The following is a 23,658-nucleotide window of genomic DNA, read 5'->3' as shown; positions in this document are numbered from 1 at the left end:
CGAAGACGAGAGATCTTTAATGATGGAAATTCTGCGTGGTTCGCCCGCCCTGTCGGCATTTCGTGTAAACAAACTGCTGACCCGCTTTCAGGACGCTCATCTGCCGGTGAGTGATATTTACGCCGAGTACGTCCATTTTGCCGATGTCAGCGCGCCGCTGAGTGCGGATGAAAAAGCCCGCCTGCAACGTCTGCTGAAATACGGTCCGTCTCTCGCCGAGCATGCGCCACAAGGGCGTCTGTTGCTGGTGACGCCGCGTCCAGGCACCATTTCACCCTGGTCTTCCAAAGCGACCGATATCGCTCACAACTGCGATCTGCCGCAGGTGCTCCGTCTGGAGCGCGGTATGGCGTTCTACGTACAGGCACCTGAACTGACCGAAGCGCAGTGGCAAACTCTCGCCAGCCTGCTGCATGACCGCATGATGGAGACGGTGTATGGCGATCTCAACGATGCGCAGCAGCTGTTTGTGCACCATGAACCGCAACCGCTGAAAAGCGTGGATGTGCTGGGTGGTGGTCGTCAGGCGCTGGAGCAGGCCAACACGACGCTGGGGCTGGCACTGGCCGATGACGAAATCGACTATCTGCTGGATGCCTTCACTAAACTGGGCCGCAACCCGAACGACATTGAACTCTATATGTTCGCGCAGGCGAACTCAGAGCATTGCCGTCACAAAATTTTCAACGCCGACTGGATTATCGACGGTGAAAAACAGCCGAAGTCGCTGTTTAAAATGATCAAAAACACCTTCGAACAAACCCCGGATCATGTGCTGTCTGCTTATAAAGACAACGCAGCGGTGATGGAAGGTTCTGAAGTTGGCCGCTACTACGCCGATGCTGAAAAAGGTGAATACAACTTCCATCAGGAAGAAGCCCATATCCTGATGAAAGTAGAAACCCATAACCACCCGACGGCGATTTCGCCGTGGCCGGGTGCCGCGACCGGTTCCGGTGGCGAAATCCGTGACGAAGGTGCAACCGGTCGTGGTGCGAAGCCAAAAGCGGGCCTGGTGGGCTTCTCCGTTTCCAACCTGCGTATTCCGGGCTTTGAACAGCCGTGGGAAGAAGATTTCGGTAAACCAGACCGTATCGTCACCGCGCTGGATATCATGACCGAAGGCCCATTGGGCGGCGCAGCATTTAACAACGAATTCGGTCGTCCGGCTCTGAACGGCTACTTCCGTACGTATGAAGAACGCGTTAACAGCCACAACGGCGAAGAGCTGCGTGGTTACCACAAGCCCATCATGCTGGCAGGCGGCATTGGTAATATCCGTGCCAACCATGTTCAGAAAGGCGAGATCGTTGTTGGTGCCAAGCTGATTGTACTGGGTGGCCCGGCGATGAACATCGGTCTGGGTGGTGGTGCGGCATCGTCGATGGCTTCTGGCCAGTCTGATGCCGACCTCGACTTCGCTTCCGTTCAGCGTGACAACCCGGAAATGGAACGTCGCTGCCAGGAAGTGATCGACCGCTGCTGGCAGTTGGGTGAAGCTAACCCGATTCTGTTTATCCACGACGTTGGCGCGGGCGGTCTGTCTAACGCCATGCCGGAGCTGGTGAGCGATGGTGGCCGTGGTGGACGCTTCAATCTGCGTGATGTGCTGAGCGATGAGCCAGGCATGAGCCCGCTGGAAGTGTGGTGTAACGAATCGCAGGAACGTTATGTGCTGGCGGTTGCACCGGACAAATTGCCGCTGTTTGATGAACTGTGCAAACGCGAGCGCGCCCCTTACGCGGTGATCGGTGAAGCCACTGAAGAACAGCATCTGAGCCTCGCCGACAGCCATTTCGATAACAAACCGATCGACATGCCGCTCGACGTGCTGCTGGGTAAAACGCCGAAGATGACGCGTGACGTAGTCCGTCAGCAGGCGCAAGGCGAAGCGTTGCAGCGTGACGGCATCACCATTGCCGATGCGGTAAACCGCGTGCTGCACCTGCCGACCGTGGCCGAGAAAACCTTCCTTGTCACCATTGGCGACCGTACCGTGACCGGTATGGTGGCGCGTGACCAGATGGTTGGTCCGTGGCAGATCCCGGTTGCTAACTGTGCAGTGACGACGGCCAGCCTCGACAGTTACTACGGTGAAGCTTTCGCCCTGGGCGAACGCGCGCCAGTGGCGTTGCTCGACTTCGCAGCTTCGGGCCGTCTGGCGGTGGGTGAAGCGCTGACTAACCTGGCGGCCACGGCAATCGGTTCGCTGAAGCGCGTTAAGCTCTCTGCGAACTGGATGTCGGCTGCTGGTCATCCGGGTGAAGATGCCGGTCTGTATGAAGCAGTGAAAGCGGTGGGTGAAGAACTTTGCCCGGCGCTGGGTATCACCATCCCGGTGGGTAAAGACTCCATGTCGATGAAAACCCGCTGGCAGCAAGGCAATGAACAACGCGAAATGACTTCACCGCTGTCGCTGGTGATCACCGCGTTTGCCCGCGTTGAAGACGTGCGTCGTACCGTCACCCCGCAACTACAGGCGGACAAAGACAACCTGCTGCTGCTGGTGGACCTCGGCAACGGTGCCAACACCCTGGGCGCGACTGCGCTGTCACAGGTTTATCGTCAACTGGGCGACAAACCGGCCGACGTGCGCGATGCACAGCAACTGGCTGGCTTCTTCAACGCCATTCAGGCGCTGGTGGCACAGCAGAAACTGCTGGCCTACCATGACCGTTCCGACGGCGGTCTGCTGGTGACGCTGGCTGAGATGGCGTTTACCGGCCACTGCGGTGTTGAGGCAGATATCGCCGCACTGGGCAGCGATGCGCTGGCCGCGCTGTTTACCGAAGAGTTGGGTGCGGTGGTTCAGATCAACGCAGCCGATCGTGATGCAGTGCTGAAGACCTTCGCTGACCACGGTCTGGCGACCAACGTACATGTGATTGGTCAGGCGCTGCCGGGCGATCGCTTTGTTATCCGTTCTGGTGATCACGCGGTGTACAGCGAAAGCCGTACCACGCTGCGTACCTGGTGGGCAGAAACCACCTGGCAGATGCAACGCCTGCGTGATAACCCGGCCTGTGCCGATCAGGAACACGACGCGAAGAAAAACGACAACGACCCGGGCCTGAACGTCCATCTGACCTTCAAACCAGAAGAAGATGTGGCTGCACCGATGATCGCCACCGGTGCACGCCCTCGCGTCGCCGTGCTGCGTGAGCAGGGTGTGAACTCGCACGTTGAAATGGCAGCCGCGTTCCATCGTGCTGGTTTCACCGCCGTTGACGTCCATATGAGCGATCTGCTGGCGGGCCGTCGCGGCCTGGAAGAGTTCCACGCGCTGGTGGCCTGTGGCGGCTTCTCCTACGGTGACGTGCTGGGTGCCGGTGAAGGCTGGGCGAAATCGATTCTGTTCAACAGCCGCGTGCGCGATGAGTTTGAAAACTTCTTCCATCGTCCACAGACGCTGGCGCTGGGCGTGTGTAACGGTTGCCAGATGATGTCCAACCTGCGCGAGCTGGTGCCGGGCAGCGAACTGTGGCCGCGCTTTGTACGTAACCAGTCAGAACGTTTTGAAGCGCGCTTCAGCCTGGTGGAAGTTGCTGCCAGCCCGTCGCTGTTGCTGGACGGTATGGCCGGTTCGCGTATGCCGATCGCCGTGTCGCACGGTGAAGGTTTTGTTGAAGTGCGCGATGGTGCCCATCTGGCCGCGCTGGAAAGCAAAGGTCTGGTGGCGCTGCGCTTCGTCGACAACTTCGGTAAGGTGACGGAAACCTATCCGGCCAACCCGAATGGCTCGCCGAACGGTATCACCGCCGTGACCAACGAAAGCGGTCGCGTCACCATTATGATGCCGCACCCGGAGCGCGTATTCCGTACCGTCAGCAACTCCTGGCACCCGGCAGAGTGGGGCGAGGACAGCCCGTGGATGCGTATTTTCCGCAACGCACGTAAGCAGTTGGGTTAACCGCACCGCTTGTAGCAGCGCGATTTATCGTGCATCAGGGGCGTCCATCAGGGCGCCCTTTTTATTGAATGTCGGAAAATGGCGACACCGCTACGGTTATCATGTCGCCAAAAGGTGACATCTAACTCATTGATATTATTAGTGGTAATTTTTACCCCTGAAACCCGTTGCTAATTAGCGACACTTTACCGGACCGGACGGTAAAAATTTCCCGCCAGTCGGACATTCACTCGGGCATTTGTCTGATAATAAACACTATTTTATTTTTGGCACGATACTTGCTATAATCTTTGCGTTGCTCATTCTCCTGCTTATGATTGCCCCGCATTGCGGTTGAGCTCATAAAAACTGAATGACGCACCAAACGGTGCCTGCCGTCCACCCAACCGATAATCGCTTGCTTTGCAACGTTATCAAGCATCGGACGTAACGTTGAGTTAGGCACCACCTTATTCCTGCGCGAGGCATTCGGCATCGCGCTTAACGGCAGGCATCGCGCCTGCCGTTTTCTTATCTGTACTTTCTTCCGCTGTCAGACTCCGCTAGCATTCCTCAGTCAAATTTTAAGGAAATCTGTTGTGAAGAGATGGCGTCTGTTTCCCCGATCGTTGCGTCAACTGGTGTTGATGGCGTTCCTGCTGGTGCTGCTGCCCTTGTTGGTGCTGGCCTGGCAGGCATGGGAAAGCCTTTCGGCGCTGAGTAATCAGGCGGCGGATACCAATCGCAACACCTTTACCGATGTGCGCCGAAGCGAAGCGATGGCACGTACGGCCATCGAACTCGAACGCAGCTATCGGCAATATTGTGTGCTGGGTGACGAGACCCTGGCCCATTTGTACCAGTCGCAACGGGTGCGCTACGACCAGATGCTCAGTAGCCACGCGGCCAGCCTGCCGGAGTTACCCGCGTTCAAAGTCTTATCCGCAACGCTGCCACAGCTCGAAACGCTGCAATGCACCAATGGCAATCCGGCAGCCCCCGCTGCGGCGGCGCTGGAACGTTTCTCCGATACCAATGCGCAGATGGTCCAGGCCACACGCGAAGTGGTCTTTTCCCGTGGTCTGCAATTGCAGCGTGAAATTGCCGATCGCGGTCAGTTTTTTGGCTGGCAGGCACTGATATTGTTCCTGATCAGTCTGGCATTGGTGCTGTTGTTTACCGGGATGATTATTGGTCCGGTCAAGCGCGTCGAACGTATGATCAACCGGCTGGGCGAAGGGAAAGCGCTGGGCGACAGTGTCAGCTTTGGTGGTCCGCGAGAAATCCGCTCCCTCGGCCAACGGATCGTATGGTTAAGCGAACGCCTTAGCTGGCTGGAGACGCAGCGGCATGAGTTTCTACGCCACCTGTCACATGAGCTGAAAACACCGCTTGCCAGCCTGCGTGAGGGTACGGAGCTGCTGGCCGATCAGGTGGCCGGTCCATTGAACAGTGAGCAGCAGGAAGTGGTGGCGATCCTCGATACCAGCAGTCGTCATCTGCAACGCCTGATTGAGCAATTGCTGGACTACAACCGCAAACTGGCAGATGGCCCAATGGCGCTGGAAACGGTGGCGCTGGATAGCATCATCGATACCGTGGTGAAGGCACATTCATTGCCCGCCCATGCCCGGCAGATGAATACCCACGTTGATTTGCAGGTGAACCATTGCCTGGCGGAAACCACCCTGTTGCAACGGGTGATCGATAACCTGTATTCGAACGCCGTGAACTACGGTAGCGAATCCGGTAACATCTGGCTGCACAGCCAACAGAAGGGCGATGAGGTGTGGATTGAGGTGGCAAACACCGGCACACCCATTCCGGCTGAGGAGCAGGCGATGATTTTTGAGCCTTTTTATCAGGGCAGCCAGCAGCGCAAAGGGCCGGTTAAAGGCAGCGGGCTGGGCTTAAGCATTGCTAAAGATTGCCTGCGCAGGATGCAGGGTGATTTGCAATTGGTGACGCGCAAGGATGCGGATGTCTGTTTTCGTATTATTTTGACTACCACCGCCGGGAATGCCTGATCAATGAAATTATCCCTCAGTAACTTACTCGCAGCTGGCTTGATGGTCTTTGGCCTGGCGGGCTGCCATGCACCGACCAACAACAGCGCCCTGCGTGAAGATGCAACGCTGCCGGAGCCGCAGGTACGGCTGCCGGACTATCTGGCAACCGATTGTGGCAACATCTGGCAAATCGATTATCTTGCCGCGATGAATAACCCTTTGTATTGGCAACGGGCGATTGATTGTGCTGAGCGGCTCTCCCCGGCGGAAGCCCGAGCGGAGGCGCGCCGCTGGCCGGTGCAAAGTTGGTCACGCGCCTTTAAGCAGGGCGTATTGCTGGCGAATGGCAACGTGACGCCACAGGAGCGCCGTGATTATGTGGAGACGCTGGATAGCTATAGCACCGCATTTCCTGCTGCCGTTCGTCCACTGATTCAATTGTGGCGCAGCAATCAGGCCGCCCAGCTTGAACTGAGCGAGGCGCGAGGCCGCTATACGCGTCTGCAACAGAGCAGCGACGCTGAACTGGATAGCCTGCGTCAGCAGCAACGCACGCTGCGTAAATCGTTGGATGATACGCAACACAAGCTGGAGCGTCTGACCGATATCGAGCGCCAGTTGTCCTCGCGTAAGGCACCCGACAGCAGCGACAGTGCACACAGCAGCAGCACCAATGAGGAGCAGCCCTAATGAAACAGGCCGCACGATTATTGCTGGTGGATGACGATCCTGGTTTACTCAAGCTGTTGGGAATGCGTTTGAGCAGTGAAGGCTATCAGGTAGCAACTGCGGCCTCCGGCCCGGAGGCGTTACGCCATCTGCAAAAAGAGAAGGTCGATCTGGTAATTAGCGATCTGCGAATGGATGAAATGGATGGCCTGGCGCTGTTTGGCGAAATTCAGAAGCGTCATGCGGGGTTGCCCGTCATCATCCTGACCGCGCATGGATCGATCCCGGAAGCCGTCTCAGCCACCCAGCAGGGGGTATTCAGTTTCCTCACCAAACCGGTGGATCGTGACGCGCTGTATAAAGCCATTGATGAGGCGCTGGCACAACGCGCCCCGGCCAGCGATGACAGTTGGCGGGAAGCGATCGTGACACGTAACCCGTTAATGTTGCGACTGCTGGAACAGGCACATATGGTGGCGCAATCTGATGTCAGCATTTTGATCAACGGCCAGAGCGGTACGGGTAAAGAGGTGCTGGCGCAGGCGATTCATGCCGCCAGCCCGCGTGCCAGCAAACCCTTTATCGCCATCAACTGCGGGGCATTGCCGGAACAATTGCTGGAATCGGAGCTATTCGGCCACGCCAAAGGCGCATTTACCGGGGCGGTGAGCGCGCGTGAAGGGTTATTTCAGGCGGCGGAAGGCGGTACGCTGTTCCTTGATGAAATTGGTGATATGCCGCAGGCATTGCAGGTTAAGCTGCTGCGCGTGTTGCAGGAACGTAAAGTGCGCCCGCTCGGTAGCAACAATGATGTCAGTATCAATGTGCGGATCATTTCCGCCACCCATCGTGATCTGCCCAAAGCGATGGAGAAGAAGAGTTTCCGCGAAGATCTTTACTATCGCCTCAACGTGGTGAATCTGAAGATCCCGGCGTTGCACGAACGCGCCGAGGATATTCCGCTGCTGGCGAATCATCTGCTGCGCCAGGCTGCCGATCGCCATAAACCTTTTGTGCGCAGTTTCTCGGTGGATGCCATGAAACGCCTGGTGGGTGCCAGCTGGCCGGGCAATGTGCGTCAGTTGGTGAACGTGATCGAGCAATGCGTGGCGTTGAGTACCTCGCCGGTGATTGGCGATGCGCTGGTGGAGCAGGCGCTGGCGGGTGAAAATACGGCATTGCCGACCTTTGTCGAAGCGCGTAACCAGTTTGAGCTGAATTATCTGCGCAAGCTGCTACAAATGACCAAAGGAAATGTGACTAATGCGGCGCGTCTGGCTGGACGCAACCGCACTGAATTCTATAAGCTGCTGTCGCGCCATGAACTGGACGCCAGCGATTTTAAAGAGTAGCTTGCTGCGGCTGCGGCAGAAACACTTATACTATCTGTTACCCGTCCGGCCACGGAGGGAGTGAAAAAAGGATCTGTCATGAAAAAGATCGATGCAATTATCAAACCATTCAAACTCGATGATGTACGTGAGGCGTTAGCCGAAGTTGGCATCACCGGGATGACGGTCAGCGAAGTGAAAGGTTTTGGTCGTCAGAAAGGTCACACCGAGCTGTATCGCGGTGCTGAGTATATGGTCGACTTTCTGCCGAAAGTAAAAATCGAAATGGTGGTGGGCGACGATATCGTTGATACCTGCGTTGAAACCATCATGAAAACCGCGCAGACCGGCAAGATCGGCGACGGTAAAATCTTTGTCTTCGATGTTGCGCGTGTGGTGCGTATCCGTACCGGCGAAGAGGACGAAGAGGCGATCTAAGCCCCTCGAATTGCTGAAAAGCCCGCAACGTTTCGCGTTGCGGGCTTTTTTATTACAGGATTTACAACACCTTATGCGGACCAAATACCTCGTAATGAATACGTTCCGCATCGATGCCGGCATCCAGCAACTGGCGAGCGACAAATTGCATAAACGCCAGCGGGCCACACAGCCAGAACTGACGGTCTGCCTCGCCCAGTGCGGCAGAAGCGGAGCCTAAATCCATCAATCCCGCCGCATCGTAACGCCCCGTCTCTTCGGCAGCGGGCTGGCGATACCAGATATGGCTGGCAAAATGCGGCAGGCGGCTGCCCAACGCTTTGACTTCTTCATCAAACGCATGTTGTTTGCCATCTTCCGCCGCATGCAGCCAGTTAACTGCCGCCGGATGCGTCTGTGCAGCCAGCGTGGCGAGCATTGCCAGCATTGGCGTTTGACCGACACCTGCTGAGATCAGCGTGACGGGTGTGGTCGGTGTCACTTGCAGGAAGAAATCTCCCGCCGGTGCCGCGCATTGCACCACATCACCGACTTTTGCCCGATCGTGCAGCCAGCCGGACACCGTGCCCAGATCTTCACGTTTCACCGCAATGCGGTAGCACTGACCATTGGGTTGATGCGTCAAGGAGTACTGGCGGTGTTGCAGATTTCCTGTGTTGTCCGGGCGCAGACTGATCGCCAGATACTGACCAGGTAAGAAATCTGCCACTGCCTCGCCATCGACGGGGGCCAGCTCGAAACTTTTAATCACGCTGCTTTGCTGCTGAATGGCGCGGATGCGGAAATCACGCGCGCCACGCCAGCCGCCGATTTTCGCCTCTGACGTGCGATAAAGGGTTTCTTCGCGCTGGATAAACACCTCAGCCAATACCCCATAGGCTTTACCCCAGGCCTGTAAGACTTCCTCGCCGGGGTTCAGCAGTTCCTGAATGGTCGCCAGCAGATTCTCACCCACGATAGCGTACTGCTCCGGCTGAATATTCAGGCTGACATGCTTCTGGGCGATTTTTTCGACCGCGGGCAACAACACCGCAAGGTTCTCCAGATTGGCGCCGTAAGCGCAGATGGCATTGAACAGCGCTTCACGCTGATTACCGCTGCGCTGGTTGTTCATGTTGAACACGTCTTTGAGTTCCGGGTGCTGCGTCAGCATTCGCTGATAGAAATGGCCGGTGAGCTGGGGGCCTAATTGGGCAATGGCGGGCAGGGTCGATTTAACGGTAGCGATGGTTTGCGCGTCGAGCATGGTGAATCCTCATGGCAATTTAAAAGATGTATTTAAAATGCATCTTATAATCCAGGCGCAGGGGTTGTAAATCCCCCTGATCGTTGCGGGATCTTTCGCCTGCTCTGGAATCCGCCTCTCAAACCTGAAATTTTTTCCGCTTCATGCTGAGGAAATATCGTGATTCACAGGGTTGCAAAAATGCGTAAAAAACCCGTTCCAGCGCCTTGCCAATCGTTTGCGTAAAAAGAAAGGATTGCGGCTACCGTCACCTGCCAAAACGGTTTACACTGTTGGCCTTCGCCCCTTAGCGGGGCTTAAACTGCCGTTAAAAAAGTTAGCTGAGTCAGGAGATGCGGATGTTAAAGCGTGATATGAACATTGCCGATTATGATGCCGAGTTGTGGCAGGCGATGGAGCAAGAGAAAGTGCGTCAGGAAGAGCACATTGAACTGATTGCTTCTGAAAACTACACCAGCCCACGCGTTATGCAGGCGCAAGGTTCACAGCTCACCAATAAATACGCGGAAGGGTATCCGGGCAAACGCTACTACGGCGGATGTGAATACGTTGATATCGTTGAACAGCTGGCGATCGATCGCGCCAAAGCGCTGTTTGGCGCAGATTACGCTAACGTACAGCCGCACTCCGGTTCTCAGGCTAACTTTGCGGTGTACACCGCGTTGCTGCAACCGGGCGATACCATTCTGGGTATGAACCTGGCGCACGGTGGTCACCTGACTCACGGTTCTCCGGTTAACCTGTCCGGTAAACTGTATAACGTGGTGCCGTACGGCATCGATGAAACCGGTAAAATCGACTACAACGAACTGGCTGAACTGGCGAAAACCCATAAGCCGAAAATGATCGTTGGCGGTTTCTCGGCATACTCTGGCGTGGTTGACTGGGCAAAAATGCGTGAAATCGCTGACAGCGTGGACGCCTGGCTGTTCGTGGACATGGCACACGTTGCTGGCCTGATCGCTGCTGACGTCTATCCGAACCCGGTTCCGCATGCACACATCGTAACCTCAACCACCCATAAAACCCTGGCGGGTCCGCGTGGCGGCCTGATCCTGGCGAAAAACGGTGACGAAGAGCTGTACAAAAAACTGAACTCCGCGGTGTTCCCGGGTGGTCAGGGTGGCCCGCTGATGCACGTTATCGCCGGTAAAGCGGTTGCGTTCAAAGAAGCGATGGAGCCTGAGTTCAAAACTTACCAGCAGCAAGTAGCCAAAAACGCCAAAGCGATGGTGGAAGTGCTGCTGGAGCGCGGTTACAACATCGTTTCTGGTGGCACCTACAACCACCTGTTCCTGATTGACCTGGTGAGCAAAAACCTGACCGGTAAAGAAGCGGATGCCGCGCTTGGCCGTGCCAACATCACCGTCAACAAAAACAGCGTGCCGAACGATCCGAAAAGCCCGTTTGTGACCTCTGGTATCCGTATCGGTACCCCGGCGGTAACCCGTCGTGGCTTTAAAGAAGCGGAAGTGCGTGAACTGGCTGGCTGGATTGCTGACGTGCTGGACAACATCAACGACGAAGCCACCATCGAACGTACCAAACAGAAAGTGCTGGATATCTGCGCACGTCTGCCGGTTTATGCCTGATAAGGCCTGAGTTCGAACCGATAGAAAGGATGGCGTTAAGCCATAATGCTGGTTAGTTAAGGCTGCCATTTTTAAGGAATGGCAGCTTTTTTTATGCGTATTCTGCTGTGGACCATAGCCCCTCTGCTGCTGCCGGGCAGTCCTCGCGCCGCTGACGCGGTGCCTTCGGCTTCAACGTCGTGCCGACGGACCGTTCGGGGAAGTCCATCCCTGTCCACCCCGAACTGACTCACGCATCCCTGCGTGAGTCTCCTGGCCCAACGTCAAAGCCTCCGCGCTACGGATAACCCTTTGCATCAGCACAGGGGCTATGGCCATCACAATTGTGCCCTTTCTGGCAACACACACCGACGCTTTGGAGCAGGCTGGGGCCGCTCTGGGGCAGGCAATCCGCAGCGCTGAACAGAGTGAGTCTGCCAGGAGAGCGCGCATGGATGCGCGCGAAAGGCGGGGTGGGACAGGGATGTTCCATCCCCGCCGGTCCGTCAGGCAGACGAATGATGTGAAGGAACCGCGTCAGCGGCGCGAGGACCGCTAGCCCCAGAGTGACACCAGACTGCGTCATCACCGATGGCTTAACCGACCAGCATTATGGTGTTAAGCCATCCTTTCTTATGCCCCGGATTCAACCGGTGCCAGATGGCAGGCCACGCGCTGCCCCTCCGCTTTGGTCGCCAGCACGGGGCGTTCTATGCGACAGCGTTCGGTAACATAAGGACAGCGGGTATGAAAGCGACAGCCCGATGGTGGGGAAAGTGGGCTGGGTAGTTCACCCATCAGGCTAACGTTTTTACCGCGATCGCGGGGGTCCATGCTCGGCGCGGCACGCAGCAGGGCCTGGGTGTAAGGATGCAACGGCGTATTGAAAAGCGTTTCCGTATCGGCGACTTCCACCACCTCACCGAGATACATCACCGCCACCCGGTGAGAAATATGCCTGACCAGCCGCAGATCATGGGCGACGAATAACACCGTCAGATTGAGTTTTTGCTGCAAATCCAGCAGCAGGTTAACCACCTGCGCCTGCACCGAAACATCCAGCGCCGACACCAGCTCATCGGCGATCAACACCTGCGGCTCCACAGCCAGCGCGCGGCTGATACCAATGCGTTGACGTTGCCCACCGGAAAATTCATGTGGCAGTTTGTCGATAGCGTCGAGCGGAAGACGAACCAGCGTCATCAATTCACGAATGCGGGCGGGAATTTGCTCTTTGGGACACATGTTGTGTACCGACAGCGCCTCGGTCAGTACCTGTCCGACAGTCATGCGCGGGTTCAGCGAACTGTAGGGATCCTGAAAAATCATCTGCACCTGACGGTTAAAACTACGCCGCGCTTTGCCGCGCAGCGTGGCGATGTCTTTACCATTGAAGTAGATTTTACCTTCATTGGTTTGCAGCAGTCCGACCATTGTTCTTGCCAGCGTTGACTTGCCGCAGCCCGACTCACCCACCACGCCGAGCGTTTCTCCCGGCAGCAGATCCAGCCGGACACCGTTTAGTGCCTGGACAAACTTACGTGGCTTGCCCTGAATTTTTTCGAAGATCGACTGTGCCACCGGAAAGTGCACAATCGCTTCCTCGACGCTGACAATCGGTAGCGCTCGCTGCGCGATCACTTCACTCATTTCCAACCCCTTCCGGCAACCTCAGGTTCGCGTGATGATGACAGGCAACCTGATGATGTGGATTTATCACCTCAGACGCAGGCAGTTGCCTGAGACAAACGTCAGTTTTATAACGACAACGTGGGCTGAAGCTGCATCCCTCTGGCAGATCGAGCAGGGAAGGGGGCGTGCCCTCAATCGACAGCAGCGGTTGGCGTTCACCACCATTTTGCGGCACGGAGGCGATCAACCCCTGAGTATATGGATGGCGGGGCTGACGGAAGATCTCCTCTACCGGAGCGGTTTCGACGATCCGTCCCGCGTACATTACCGCCACGCGATCGCATAGCTGGGCGACTACGCCAAGGTCGTGGGTGACAAAAATAATCCCCATATCGAGCTGATCGCGCAGGTTAAATAACAGTTTGAGGATCTGCTCCTGAATGGTGACATCCAGCGCGGTGGTCGGTTCATCGGCCAGCAGCAGGCGTGGATTCCCTGCCAGCGCGATGGCGATCATCACGCGCTGGCGCATCCCACCGGAAAACTGGTGCGGGTAATCGTCAAGCCGGAGTTCCGGGGCAGGGATCCCAACCTGCGTCAAAAGCTCAATGGCCCGCTGACGCCGCTGCCTGCGCTTTAAATCGGTGTGCGCGCGCAGGCTTTCCTCAATCTGCCGCCAGACGGTGAGCACCGGGTTCAACGCAATCATCGGTTCCTGGAAAATCATGGCAATCTCCCCCCCACGAATGTTGCGCAGCTCGGCAGCTTTCATGGTTGAGATTTCACGTCCCTGCCATTTGACGGAGCCGGAAACCTCCGCGCTGCTCGGCATCAGACGCAGCAGCGAGCGCAGCGTAACGCTTTTGCCGGAACCGGATTCACCCACTAACCCAAGAATCTCCCCCGGCAGAAGGTTAAAGCTCACCTCCTGAATGGCCCGCAGACTACCGCGAGAAGTATGAATCAGGGTATTGAGTTGATTCACCTCCAGCAAAGGGGATGTTTTACCGGGCATAATTCGCTCTCATTTTTTAACGGCTGCCGGGGCGCAGCCAGTCCGATAGCAGATCACCAAACAGGCTAAATCCCAGCCCGGTCAGCACGATGGCGATACCGGGGAAGATGGTTATCCACCAGGCGGTGTCCATGAAATTCTTACCGGAGGCGATCAATACCCCCCATTCGGCTGTCGGTGGCTGCGCACCGAGGCCAAGATAACCGAGGCTGGAGCCGAGCAGAATAGCCAGCGCCATATCCGTCATCCAGTACACCAGCGTGGTGGTGATCACGTTTGGTAGCACATGGCGGAAGATAATCCTTGGCGTGCTGTAGCCCATCACTTTGCCTGCGGCGACGTATTCAAGGCGTTTCTGGATACTGACTTCACCGGCGATAAGTTTGGCGTAAAACACCCAATAAATAATGCCAACGGCGATATACATGCTGTTCAGGCCCGGACCCAGAATCGCGACAATGGCGATCACCAAAACCAGCAGCGGGAAGGTGACCACCGCATCCACGATGCGCTGAAACAGCATTTCGGCAACGCCGCCGAAATAACCGACCAACAGTCCGACCAGGGTGCCGAACACCATCGGAAACAGCGTGGTGAAAAACGCGATTTGCAGGTCGATACGGTACGCGAAGACCACGCGTGAAAAGATATCGCGGCCAAAGTTATCGGTACCAAAAATATGTTGCAGGCTCGGCCCCTTCAGGATCGCGCGGTAATCAAATTTCAGCGGATCGGCGGTGGCAACCAGATGCGGAAAGAATGCCATCAGCAGGCTGAGGGCGAGAATGGCGCAACCCAGCAGCGACGGCCACGGCAGATGCTTTCGCCAATGACGCGTGAGGGAGCGTCGGGCAATCAATTCACTCATCGCGCTCTCCTCGGATCAATCATGACCTGCACGATATCGGTCAGCAGGAAAATCAACGACACCAGCACCGACAGCACGATGACCAGCCCCTGAATCATCGGGTAGTCGCGGCTGAAAATGCTATCAACCATCAGGCGCGCAATGCCGGGCACGGCGAAGACAGTTTCGGTGATCACCGCGCTGCCAATGGTGGTGCCGATATTCAGCGCAAACAGGCTGAGCATCGGGATCAGCGAATTGCGTAACACATGCCGCAGCAACACCACGCGATTGCTAAGACCTTTGGCACGCGCAAAGGTGACATATTCCGCGTCCAGTACCGCGATGATCGAGTTGCGCAGGCTACCAATCAGTACCGAAGTGATGCTGACCGCCAGCGTCATTGCCGGAAGAAACAGATGCCAGAGGCGTTGTCCCCAGCTATCGCCGTAGCCACCGACCGGGAACCAGTGCAACTGGGCGGCGAAAACCGTCAGTAGCACCAACCCGATATAAAACGAGGGCATCGACAACGTCACCTGTGACGCACCGCGAATGGTGATATCGGTGGCGCTGTTGCGTTTGAGGGCAGAGATAAAGGCCAGCGGAATGGCCATCAGCAGCGCAAACAGCGCGGCCATGCCGGTCAACAGCAAGGTCACGGGCAAACGCTCGGCAATGACCGTGGTCACCGGGGCGTGCATGGCATAGGAGTTGCCAAGGTTACCGCTGGCGACCTGGCGTACAAAGAAGACGAACTGTACCGGCAGCGGTTGACTCAATCCCAGCTCTTTATTGATACGCGTGACGTCGGCGTCCGTTGCGCGGTCGCCAATCATCGCGCTGGCAGGATCGCCAGGCAGCAGACGCACGATGGTGAAGGTGACCACCAAAATCACCAGCAGCGTCGGAATAATCAGCAGAATGCGTTTGAAAATATAATTCAGTTCGGTCAACGCGTGCTCCCAAATCCAGCGTACAGGCGCTGTAGCCCACGCGGGTACAGCGCCAGATGCCTGGATTTCACTCGATGTAATAAAGGCGAATTATTTCTTCAGCCAGGTTTCAGTGAAGATGTTGTTCCCCAACGGGATCTGGACAAATCCTTCGACATTTTTCTTCAGCGCCACCGGATAGGAGCTTTCATACAACGGGATGGTGGGGCCGGTGCTGTTGTAGATATCCTGGATGCGTTTGTATTCTTCGGCACGTTTCGCTGGATTGGTTTCCTGCTGCGAAGCTTCAAACAGCGTGTCTAATTCATCACTCTTCCAGCCGGAATGCAGCGCCTGAATATTCTTCGAATACGCGTAGTAGGAGGTGATCTCGTTGGGGTCAGCGATGTCATCGGTCCACGGACCAATACGGGTGCTGAAATTCCCCTTACGATAGTTGGCGTTCAGCGTGGCGTTATCCATCTGGTTAATGGTCAGCTTGACGCCAATCTGCGCCCACATCTGTTGCAGGCCGGTCGCGATGCTCAGGCTGTCTTCATTACCCGCCAGAATATTCATGCTGGTGCTAAAGCCATCCGGGTAACCGGCTTCTTTCATCAGCGCCTGCGCTTTCTCAACGTCTACGGGCCACAACGGCTTGGTGCCCGAGTTGAGTGGCGTGGAGGTCGACATAAACGAGGTCATCGGTTTGCCGAGTCCAAAGGTCACCAGTTGGATGATGCCTTCTTTGTCGGTGGCGTAGTTCAGCGCTTCACGCACTTTGGGATTCGCCAGTGGGTTCGGCTTGCCATCAATCTCCGGGCGGGCGTTCACGCTGGCGACTTCCACGCGGGTGGAGGGGAACAACGCCATATTTATTGCCGGATTCCCCTGCAACTCTTTAACGCGTGAGTAAGGGATAAACTCGGCACCGTCCAGTTCACCGGATTGCAGCTTCAGGATGCGTGTCGCATCGTCGGGGATGATTTCGAACTTGATGCTGTCGAGGTAGGGCAGCGCTTTGCCGTCAGCGCCTTTCTCCCAATAGTACGGGTTGCGTACCAGCGTCATGGTGGAGTTATGTTGCCATGACTTGAGGATAAACGGACCAGAACCCACCGGATGCTCGGCAAACGCTGCGGCTTTGTCGTGGTCAGTCGCGCCGGGTTCCGCTTCGAACAATTTCTCCGGCATGATTGCGGTGTTGAACACTGTCAGCGCGGTGAGAATGGCGGGATCGGTATGCGACAGATGGATCACCACAGTGTGCGGATCGCTGATGGTGACGTTAGCGATGGCGCTCACCAGAAATTGCCACACGCCATTACCCGGTTTGGCTGCACGCTCCAGCGACCATTTCACGTCTTCAGCGGTGATCGGTGAACCATCAGAAAATTTGGTGTCAGGACGCAGGGTCAGGGTCAGACTTTTACCGTCCTCCGACAGCTTCCACGCGGTAGCCAGGCCTGGTCGAATGCCTTTGCCATCGTTAGTCGGCAGCAGCAGGGTGTCGTAGAGGTTAGAGAGAATCCAGATATCGTTATTGCTTTCGTTCAGGATAGGTTCGAGGAAATTACTGTCAGCGTAGCGACCATAGATCAGGGTACCGCCGCGCTGTACTACCTCCGCCGCCTGAGCCGCCAGGGTACTGAATGCACCCGCTGCCAGTAAGGCGATTAACGTTAATTTAGGCATAACTTTCATGACCTTGCCCCTCTGTTTGTAAGTCAGAAAAATGTTTGTCAGGCCCTCAAATGCCCCCCGAAAACTGCGGAGAGCGGAGCCGGCAAAAATGGCGGTAATGATTGTGTTCTAGTTAACTGGTACGATAATTGATGTATTGCTCACAAACTGTCAATAATCAGCGCAAAAAAAATGCAAAAAATAAGAATTGGTTATAACAGTAAGTTATTTCGTCATGATTTTTTTGCCTGATGACTTGAATTGATGTAAAAAACAGCATAATTGTATTAACAGGCTAGTACACTGACCAGGCAGGTTATGGAATTCCACCTCGATCGTGACTCTTCAATCCCGTTGGGAGCGCAGTTGCGCGGGATAATTGAATACGCCATTACGTTTGGCGCGTTGAAACCTGGCGAACAGCTACCCTCGGTGCGCGACATGGCCGAACAGGTAGGCGTTGCGCCGATGACCGTGGCGCAGGTATATCGCGAACTCAAAGCGGCCGAGCTGGTGTACAGCAAGCCAGGCGCCGGTACCTTTATCGCCGATGCGGCGCTTGCGGTGGGATCGTCAGAACTTGCCCTTGACGAGTTGCATCAGCATCTTGATGCATTTATCAACAGCGGAATGTTGCTCGGTTTAAACGCGGCAGAACTGGGGGCGTTGGTCAGCAGTCGGTTTGCAGAACGACAACGCCAGCTCAGGAAGAAGACGGTATTTTTTATTGGCAACTTTATCGATGCGGCGCGGGATTATGCACACTGCATCGGCGAAACGCTGGGTGAAATCGCGCAGGTAGAAGCGACCACGCTCACCGATATAAAAAACGACCTGTTACTCCGTCAACGTGTTGCCAGTGCTGATCTGTTGCTGACCTTTGCCCATCGTCGGCGTGAGGTCAGCCAACTGATTCCGGGGCTGCCGTTGCTGAATATCAGTTTTATTCCGTCCGAAGCTACTCGCCGTGCGTTGGCTTCGCTCGATCCACTGACGCGCACGCTGGTGGTGTCGATTTTCCCGGAATTTACCGCGTTGATGACGTCTGGCGTGGCGCGCTTTGCGCCTCATGTAACCCAGGTCACCGTGGTGCAAAGCGATGATCCTCGTCTGGGTGAATTATTAAAAGAGACCGATGCCCTGGTGTATGCCACCGGCGTTCAGGAACTCACCGCCCGGTTGGGAGAGCACCAACGTTCTTTTGAGTACCGCCATGTTCCTGATGCAGGAGAGATTCAACGGGTGGTTGTACCGTTGCTGCAACAGGATATTTTACACGCGTCCAACACCGGGGACCGTAATGAAAATCAGTGAAATGAACTGGCAGCAGTTAGCCCACTATCTCACCACCGACGACCGGGTGATTGTGCCGCTCGGCAGTACTGAGCAGCACGCGCTACTCAGCCTGTCAGTGGATTCAATTCTGGCTGAGAGAGTCGCCGCAGAGGCCGCAGAGCCTTACGGCATTCCTGTCTTCCCGGTGATGCCGTTCGGTATGACGCCGGCGTTTAGCGACTATCCCGGCACCATCAGTCTGAGCATGCAAACTTATGTGTGCCTGTTGAATGACATACTTAATAACCTGAAACGTCAGGGGTTTCGCCGTATTTTGTTTATCAACGGGCACGGTGGTAACGCACCGGCGCAGAACATCATCAGTGAATGGATGGTGACCAATCCGGGGGTAACGGTTCAGTTGCATAACTGGTGGAATGCGCCGAAAACCTGGGAAAAAGTGATGTCTATCGATCCGGTCGCGTCACACGCCTCCTGGATGGAAAACTTCCCCTGGACGCGTTTGCCGGGCGTGACCCAGCCGCAGCAGCAAAAACCGATGGTGGATTTGGTAGCGCTGCGGAAACTGGACCCAACGCGTGCCAAAGCGTATCTCGGTGACGGCAACTACGGCGGCTATTATCAGCGCGCCGATGAGGAGATGCTCGCTATCTGGCAAACCGCACTGGCGGAAATTCGCGAGATTATTGACGCGCTCTAGCCGGTGATGCGCGACTTGCCCGGAGGTACGGATGTCAGTTGTCACTCAGCCAGAAACCGCACTTTCCCCCGCAGTACCGCAATCCCAGGATCCTCTGGTTATTTGGGGGGCGGGGGCGATTGGTGGCGTGATCGGTGCTGCGTTTATCGCCGCCGGTCAGCCGGTGATTTTTGTCGATAATGTGGCGGAGCATGTTGCCGCGATTAATCTTCAGGGGCTGCGCATTACCGGTCCCCTCGGTGAAGAAGTGGTGCGGGCGCAGGCATTTTTGCCTGAGCAACTTACCGGTCACTATCGCTGCGTGCTGCTGGCGGTAAAATCTCACCATACCGCTGGCGCTATCCAACAAATTGCACCGCACCTCGCGCCCGAAGGTTTTGTGGTATCGCTACAAAACGGCCTCAACGAGCGGGTTATCGCCGATAGCATCGGCGTTGATCGTACCGTCGGCGCTTTCCTGAATTTTGGCGCAGACTTCCTGGAACCCGGCGTGATCCACCACGGTGGTCGCGGCGCGGTGGTAATTGGTGAGTTAGACGGCATCACCCGCCCACGAACTGAAATGCTCCACAGGCTGCTGCTGACCGTGGACGCTGCGGCGATCCTCACACCAAACATTTGGGGATTTCTGTGGGCGAAGATGATCTACGGTGCGCTGTTGTTCGCCACAGCATTAACCAATGACAGCATTGCCGATGTCCTTGCGATGCCACGTTTCCGACCCGTGCTGACAGCGCTGGCACAGGAAATCGGCAGCGTGGCCCATGCGCAGCATATCGTTTTGCAAGGGTTTGATGGCTTTGATCCTGCGGCGTTTCTGCCTGAGGCCAGCCCTGACCACACCCGACAATCCTTTGACGATATGGTGGCGCATAACCGCCGTTCAGCGAAATCTCACTCAGGTATCTGGCGTGATTTGGCGGTGCGCAAACGCCAGACCGAGATTGATGCGCAGATCGCTCCGGCTATCGCGATTGGTCTGAGCGTTAATGTACCGATGCCATTAACCTCGCGTCTGGTGCAACTGATTCACGAAGTGGAGCAGGGGAAGCTGCCGCAAACTCAGGCAACCCTGGCCTTGCTGGAAAGTAACGAAACGGGAGCATCCTGATGCAAGACCCTTTTGATTATTCCCGGCGTACGGTGCTGGTGACCGGCGCCGCGCAGGGATTTGGCCGCGCGATTTGTCTGGCCTTCGCCGCACGCGGGGCACAGGTCATCGCCTGTGACATCCAGCAGGCGCAGGTTGAGGAGACGGCAGCGTTATGCGGCGAGAGGTCGCTGGCGTTTACCGTCGACATCAGCTCACCCGAGGCCGTTAACGCGCTGTTTAGCACGCTGGCGTCGCACCAGCTTCAGGTCGATACGCTGGTCAACAACGCGGGCGGCGTAGTGGGGCAATCAGGTCAACCGCTCGAAACCGTCACCTTCGCACAGTGGCAGGCGATAGTTGATGTGAATCTGAATGGGGTGTTTTTAATGTCCCAGGCGGCGGTGGCGGGGATGAAGGTGCGGCAATTTGGTCGCATCATCAATGTCTCCAGCCGGGCCGGGCTGGACGTCAGCCTTACCGGTATCCAGGCTTACGCCAGTGCCAAGGCGGGACAGATTGGCCTGACACGTCAGCTGGCGCACGAGTTGGGGCCGTGGAACATCACCGTCAATAACGTGGCGCCCGGATTTATTCGCAGCAATCCCTCCACCGAAAAGCAGTGGGAGGCAATGGGCAGCGCGGGCCAGCAGCGGCTGGTGGACAATATTGCCCTGCGACGACTCGGCGTGGCCGAGGATATTGCCCATGCGGTGCTGTATTTCGCCTCCGACTGGGCTAACTGGGTCACCGGGCAAGTTCTCAGCGTCGATGGTGGCCGATAGTTCATTACATAAAAACTAAAACTCATTATTTCCTTTTCCCCACGGCTCTGACAAAGTACCGCGCAAAATAATAACGTTAATAATTACCCTGCGGAGTTTGTATGACCATCGGATCGGCTAAGTGGCTGGGACTGAGCTACTTCACCTACTTTTTCTGTTACGGCATCTACTTACCTTTCTGGAGCGTATGGCTCAAAGGTTTAGGATTGGATGCGGAAAAAATCGGTCTGATGATTGGTTGCGGCATGGTGGCACGTTTTGTCGGCAGCTTGTTAATTGCTTCTCAGGTGAAAACCCCTTCCCATTTGATTCGCGCGCTACGCCTGCTGGCGCTGATGACCTGCCTGTTCGCGCTGGGATTTTGGCTCGGTGGTCAGTGGCTATGGCTGCTGTTGGTGATGATTGGCTTTAACCTGTTTTTTTCTCCGCTGGTGCCACTGAGTGATGCGCTGGCCGCCACCTGGACACAGCAAATTGGCCTCGCCTATGGGCCGGTGCGTTTATGGGGATCGCTGGCGTTTGTGATTAGCTCGGCGTTGACCGGAATGCTGGTCAGTGAGTACTCCTCGCAGGCGATTCTGGTGCTGCTCTCGGTCGGGGTGCTGGCGATGCTGTCCGGCATGATGTTGCCACCCAAAACGCAACCACAGGGCGATGCACGCCAGGGGGCGAGTGGTGGCTGGTCTGCCTGGCGTAACCTGCTGCGGGAAAATGCCGTCTGGCGCTTTATGTTGTGTGTCACCCTGATGCAGGGCGCACACGCCGCTTATTACAGCTTCAGTGCTATCTGGTGGCAGGAGTCTGGCTATTCAGCCAGCACCGTGGGGTATCTCTGGTCACTCGGGGTGGTGGCGGAAATTGTGGTCTTTGCCCTCAGCAACCGGCTGTTTCGCCGCTGGACGGCGCGCGACCTGCTGCTGCTTTCCTGCGTGTGTGCGCTGGTACGCTGGACGTTACTCGGGGCCAGCACCGCATTGCCACTGCTGATTGTGGCGCAGATTCTGCACTGCGGCAGCTTCACCGTTTGCCATCTGGCGGCGATGCGCTTTATTGCGGCGCGTAAGGGCGCAGAGGTGATCCGTTTACAGTCGCTGTATTCGGCGCTGGCGATGGGCGGCGGCATAGCGGTGATGACCATGATTTGTGGCGTGCTGTTTACCCCTTTGCAGGGGCATCTGTTTTGGGTGATGGCGCTGGTGGCGTTGCCTGCCTTGTTCCTGCGCCCCCGTTCTGCTTAAGACTCGAGTAACTGGCGGATACGCTGCTGCTGATGTTCGCTCAGCGGCAGCTCGGCGTGAATCAATGGCGGTGAAAACAGCGGCAGCGAGGTCGCATAAGGGGTAATCACCAGCGCAATATCACGCGGCGCACCTTCCTGCCTGAATTGCAGCATATCCTGATAGGTGATGTTAATTGGCAGCAACGTCAGCTCACGGATTTGCTGTTCCAGCAATTGCTCCAGGCTGGCATCCTCGCCAGTCAGCAGCAGTACCTGTTTCTCCTGCAAGGCGCTCTCCTGCATCAGCCAGGCACCGAACAACACCGCCACCAGGCTCACTTCTTCCGCACTGAAACGCGTGGCAAATTGCGCCGCAAAGTCATCAAGCGCGGCGCGGGTGGTGCGCAGCAAGCGCGGATAGAGCCGGGCGACATCCAGCGCCACGCTGTTATCAATGCCGATGGCAAAATGGCTGCGGTCCAGCGCTTGCGCCAGATGGGTAAACAGTTGCTGCTTCAACTCTTCCTGATTACTGATTTGCGTCAGCGCCAGTTTTTCAAAGCGGATGATTAACTCTTCCACGGCCTGCATCAGGATTTGCGCCTGCGGATGCTGCAACTGCGTGCCATCCGGCGCGTGAATCAGGCTAAACAGTAGCGTCCAGAAGTCGGCCTCGCTGGCATCGGGCGCGAGGTGGCAACGTTTTTGCCAGTGATGAATCACATCATCGGCGGCCTCGCGCTCTGCCTTTTCGGCCAGCCAGGCGCGCTGCGCATCGTTGAACAGCGCCATCTGCCGCTGGCACAGGGCATACTTCATGTAGATTTGCAGAAATAACCGATCGCGCTGACTAAAGTTCCGGTTGAGTCGCAGGCTACAATGCTGGATCAGCGCCTGTAAGTTGGTTTCATCCCACAGCGCTTTTTCGATTTTGAGCACCTTAAGGCGTTGACGCAGCACCGGGGCGAAGTGTTCACAAACAAAATCCTGCGACAGGCGCAGAGCGCGTCGCAACCAATGGAGCAGGCATAAACGCCTGTCCAACTCCGTTCCATGTACGCGAAAGCTACCATCGACCATCTGGTGTAGTTCCAGTTGATGATAACGCTGTATCTCGTCACTGACATCCGCGATATCCTGTCGGGCGACAACAGGGTCCACGCCATTTAACTGGCAGAGCTTTTCAAGCGTCAGCGCGGGAGCGGGCAGAAACAGCAGCAGTAGCAGATGGCAGCGACGTTGGGAACGGCTGAAGAGTGGTGCAGAGGAGGTTGCAGAACTCATCAATAGTCATTCCAGCAGG

The 23,658-nt window shown here is 56.3% G+C and carries 19 protein-coding genes; 11 read left to right on the top strand and 8 right to left on the bottom strand.

Features of this window, described 5'->3' with window-relative positions:
• Positions 1–19 precede the first annotated feature (19 nt).
• On the top strand, positions 20–3,910 hold the full coding sequence (gene purL / locus AC6I8R_RS15530) for a phosphoribosylformylglycinamidine synthase (protein WP_497832552.1): 3,891 nt from the start codon (positions 20–22) through the stop codon (positions 3,908–3,910).
• A 226-nt stretch (positions 3,911–4,136) separates the two neighbouring features.
• Here the strand turns inward: purL and AC6I8R_RS15525 are convergent, their stop codons facing one another.
• Entirely contained in the window at positions 4,137–4,355 is a 219-nt protein-coding gene (locus AC6I8R_RS15525; protein ID WP_152521885.1) for a hypothetical protein, read from the bottom strand.
• Positions 4,356–4,488: 133 nt separating this feature from the next.
• On the opposite strand from AC6I8R_RS15525, the gene AC6I8R_RS15520 reads away from it, so the two are divergent.
• The 4 genes from AC6I8R_RS15520 to glnB all read left to right on the top strand — a co-directional run bounded on the left by AC6I8R_RS15520 (position 4,489) and on the right by glnB (position 8,336).
• Positions 4,489–5,916: a sensor histidine kinase gene (locus tag AC6I8R_RS15520; RefSeq protein WP_021184372.1), complete on the top strand. Its 1,428-nt coding sequence runs from the start codon at positions 4,489–4,491 to the stop codon at positions 5,914–5,916.
• A gap of 3 nt (positions 5,917–5,919) precedes the next feature.
• Complete coding sequence (qseG, locus tag AC6I8R_RS15515; protein WP_415175668.1) at positions 5,920–6,588, top strand: two-component system QseEF-associated lipoprotein QseG; 669 nt, start codon at positions 5,920–5,922, stop codon at positions 6,586–6,588.
• Complete coding sequence (gene glrR, locus AC6I8R_RS15510; RefSeq protein WP_021184370.1) at positions 6,588–7,919, top strand: two-component system response regulator GlrR; 1,332 nt, start codon at positions 6,588–6,590, stop codon at positions 7,917–7,919. Before qseG ends, glrR begins: the two co-directional genes overlap by 1 nt.
• 78 nt (positions 7,920–7,997) lie before the next feature.
• Positions 7,998–8,336, top strand: coding sequence for a nitrogen regulatory protein P-II (glnB, locus tag AC6I8R_RS15505; protein WP_007886217.1), 339 nt, complete (start codon positions 7,998–8,000; stop codon positions 8,334–8,336).
• A gap of 61 nt (positions 8,337–8,397) precedes the next feature.
• Here the strand turns inward: glnB and hmpA are convergent, their stop codons facing one another.
• A complete protein-coding gene (gene hmpA, locus AC6I8R_RS15500; protein ID WP_497832551.1) occupies positions 8,398–9,582 on the bottom strand; it encodes an NO-inducible flavohemoprotein in 1,185 nt (394 codons plus the stop codon).
• Between the two features lie 338 nt (positions 9,583–9,920).
• Here hmpA and glyA point away from each other — a divergent pair, with 338 nt between their 5' ends.
• Positions 9,921–11,174, top strand: a complete 1,254-nt coding sequence (gene glyA, locus AC6I8R_RS15495) for a serine hydroxymethyltransferase (protein ID WP_013510106.1) — start codon at positions 9,921–9,923, stop codon at positions 11,172–11,174.
• A gap of 612 nt (positions 11,175–11,786) precedes the next feature.
• Here glyA and AC6I8R_RS15490 read toward each other — a convergent pair.
• From AC6I8R_RS15490 to AC6I8R_RS15470, 5 genes are all read right to left on the bottom strand, one after another.
• Positions 11,787–12,803, bottom strand: a complete 1,017-nt coding sequence (locus AC6I8R_RS15490; protein ID WP_497832550.1) for an ABC transporter ATP-binding protein — start codon at positions 12,801–12,803, stop codon at positions 11,787–11,789.
• Positions 12,796–13,800, bottom strand: coding sequence for an ABC transporter ATP-binding protein (locus AC6I8R_RS15485; RefSeq protein ID WP_415175665.1), 1,005 nt, complete (start codon positions 13,798–13,800; stop codon positions 12,796–12,798). The genes AC6I8R_RS15490 and AC6I8R_RS15485 overlap by 8 nt, the downstream gene beginning before the upstream one ends.
• Positions 13,801–13,816: 16 nt before the next feature.
• Positions 13,817–14,668, bottom strand: a complete 852-nt coding sequence (locus AC6I8R_RS15480; protein WP_021184366.1) for an ABC transporter permease — start codon at positions 14,666–14,668, stop codon at positions 13,817–13,819.
• Positions 14,665–15,603, bottom strand: coding sequence for an ABC transporter permease (locus AC6I8R_RS15475; RefSeq protein ID WP_021184365.1), 939 nt, complete (start codon positions 15,601–15,603; stop codon positions 14,665–14,667). The genes AC6I8R_RS15480 and AC6I8R_RS15475 overlap by 4 nt, the downstream gene beginning before the upstream one ends.
• Before the next feature lie 90 nt (positions 15,604–15,693).
• Positions 15,694–17,286, bottom strand: coding sequence for an ABC transporter substrate-binding protein (locus AC6I8R_RS15470; protein ID WP_208723804.1), 1,593 nt, complete (start codon positions 17,284–17,286; stop codon positions 15,694–15,696).
• Between the two features lie 297 nt (positions 17,287–17,583).
• Between AC6I8R_RS15470 and AC6I8R_RS15465 the strand changes: the two genes are divergently transcribed.
• The 5 genes from AC6I8R_RS15465 (at position 17,584) to AC6I8R_RS15445 (ending at position 22,374) form a co-directional block, all read left to right on the top strand.
• Positions 17,584–18,579 (top strand): GntR family transcriptional regulator, encoded by a 996-nt coding sequence (locus AC6I8R_RS15465; RefSeq protein WP_021184363.1) that lies wholly within the window; start codon positions 17,584–17,586, stop codon positions 18,577–18,579.
• Entirely contained in the window at positions 18,566–19,261 is a 696-nt protein-coding gene (locus tag AC6I8R_RS15460; protein ID WP_021184362.1) for a creatininase family protein, read from the top strand. The genes AC6I8R_RS15465 and AC6I8R_RS15460 overlap by 14 nt, the downstream gene beginning before the upstream one ends.
• 31 nt (positions 19,262–19,292) lie before the next feature.
• A complete protein-coding gene (locus tag AC6I8R_RS15455; RefSeq protein WP_497832549.1) occupies positions 19,293–20,372 on the top strand; it encodes a ketopantoate reductase family protein in 1,080 nt (359 codons plus the stop codon).
• Positions 20,372–21,136: an SDR family NAD(P)-dependent oxidoreductase gene (locus AC6I8R_RS15450; RefSeq protein ID WP_497832548.1), complete on the top strand. Its 765-nt coding sequence runs from the start codon at positions 20,372–20,374 to the stop codon at positions 21,134–21,136. The genes AC6I8R_RS15455 and AC6I8R_RS15450 overlap by 1 nt, the downstream gene beginning before the upstream one ends.
• A 101-nt stretch (positions 21,137–21,237) precedes the next feature.
• Positions 21,238–22,374 carry a 3-phenylpropionate MFS transporter gene (locus AC6I8R_RS15445; protein WP_021184359.1) on the top strand — a complete coding sequence of 379 codons (1,137 nt, stop codon included), beginning with the start codon at positions 21,238–21,240 and terminating at the stop codon, positions 22,372–22,374.
• On the opposite strand, the gene csiE is transcribed toward AC6I8R_RS15445, so the two are convergent.
• Positions 22,371–23,639 carry a stationary phase inducible protein CsiE gene (gene csiE / locus AC6I8R_RS15440; RefSeq protein WP_497832547.1) on the bottom strand — a complete coding sequence of 423 codons (1,269 nt, stop codon included), beginning with the start codon at positions 23,637–23,639 and terminating at the stop codon, positions 22,371–22,373. The genes AC6I8R_RS15445 and csiE overlap by 4 nt on opposite strands.
• Positions 23,640–23,658: the final 19 nt, after the last annotated feature.

Source organism: Pantoea sp. X-Soil-OKNW-713, from assembly GCF_059730685.1.
Note: the sequence above shows the minus strand (reverse complement) of the source record. Positions and strands in the feature narration are given on the sequence as shown.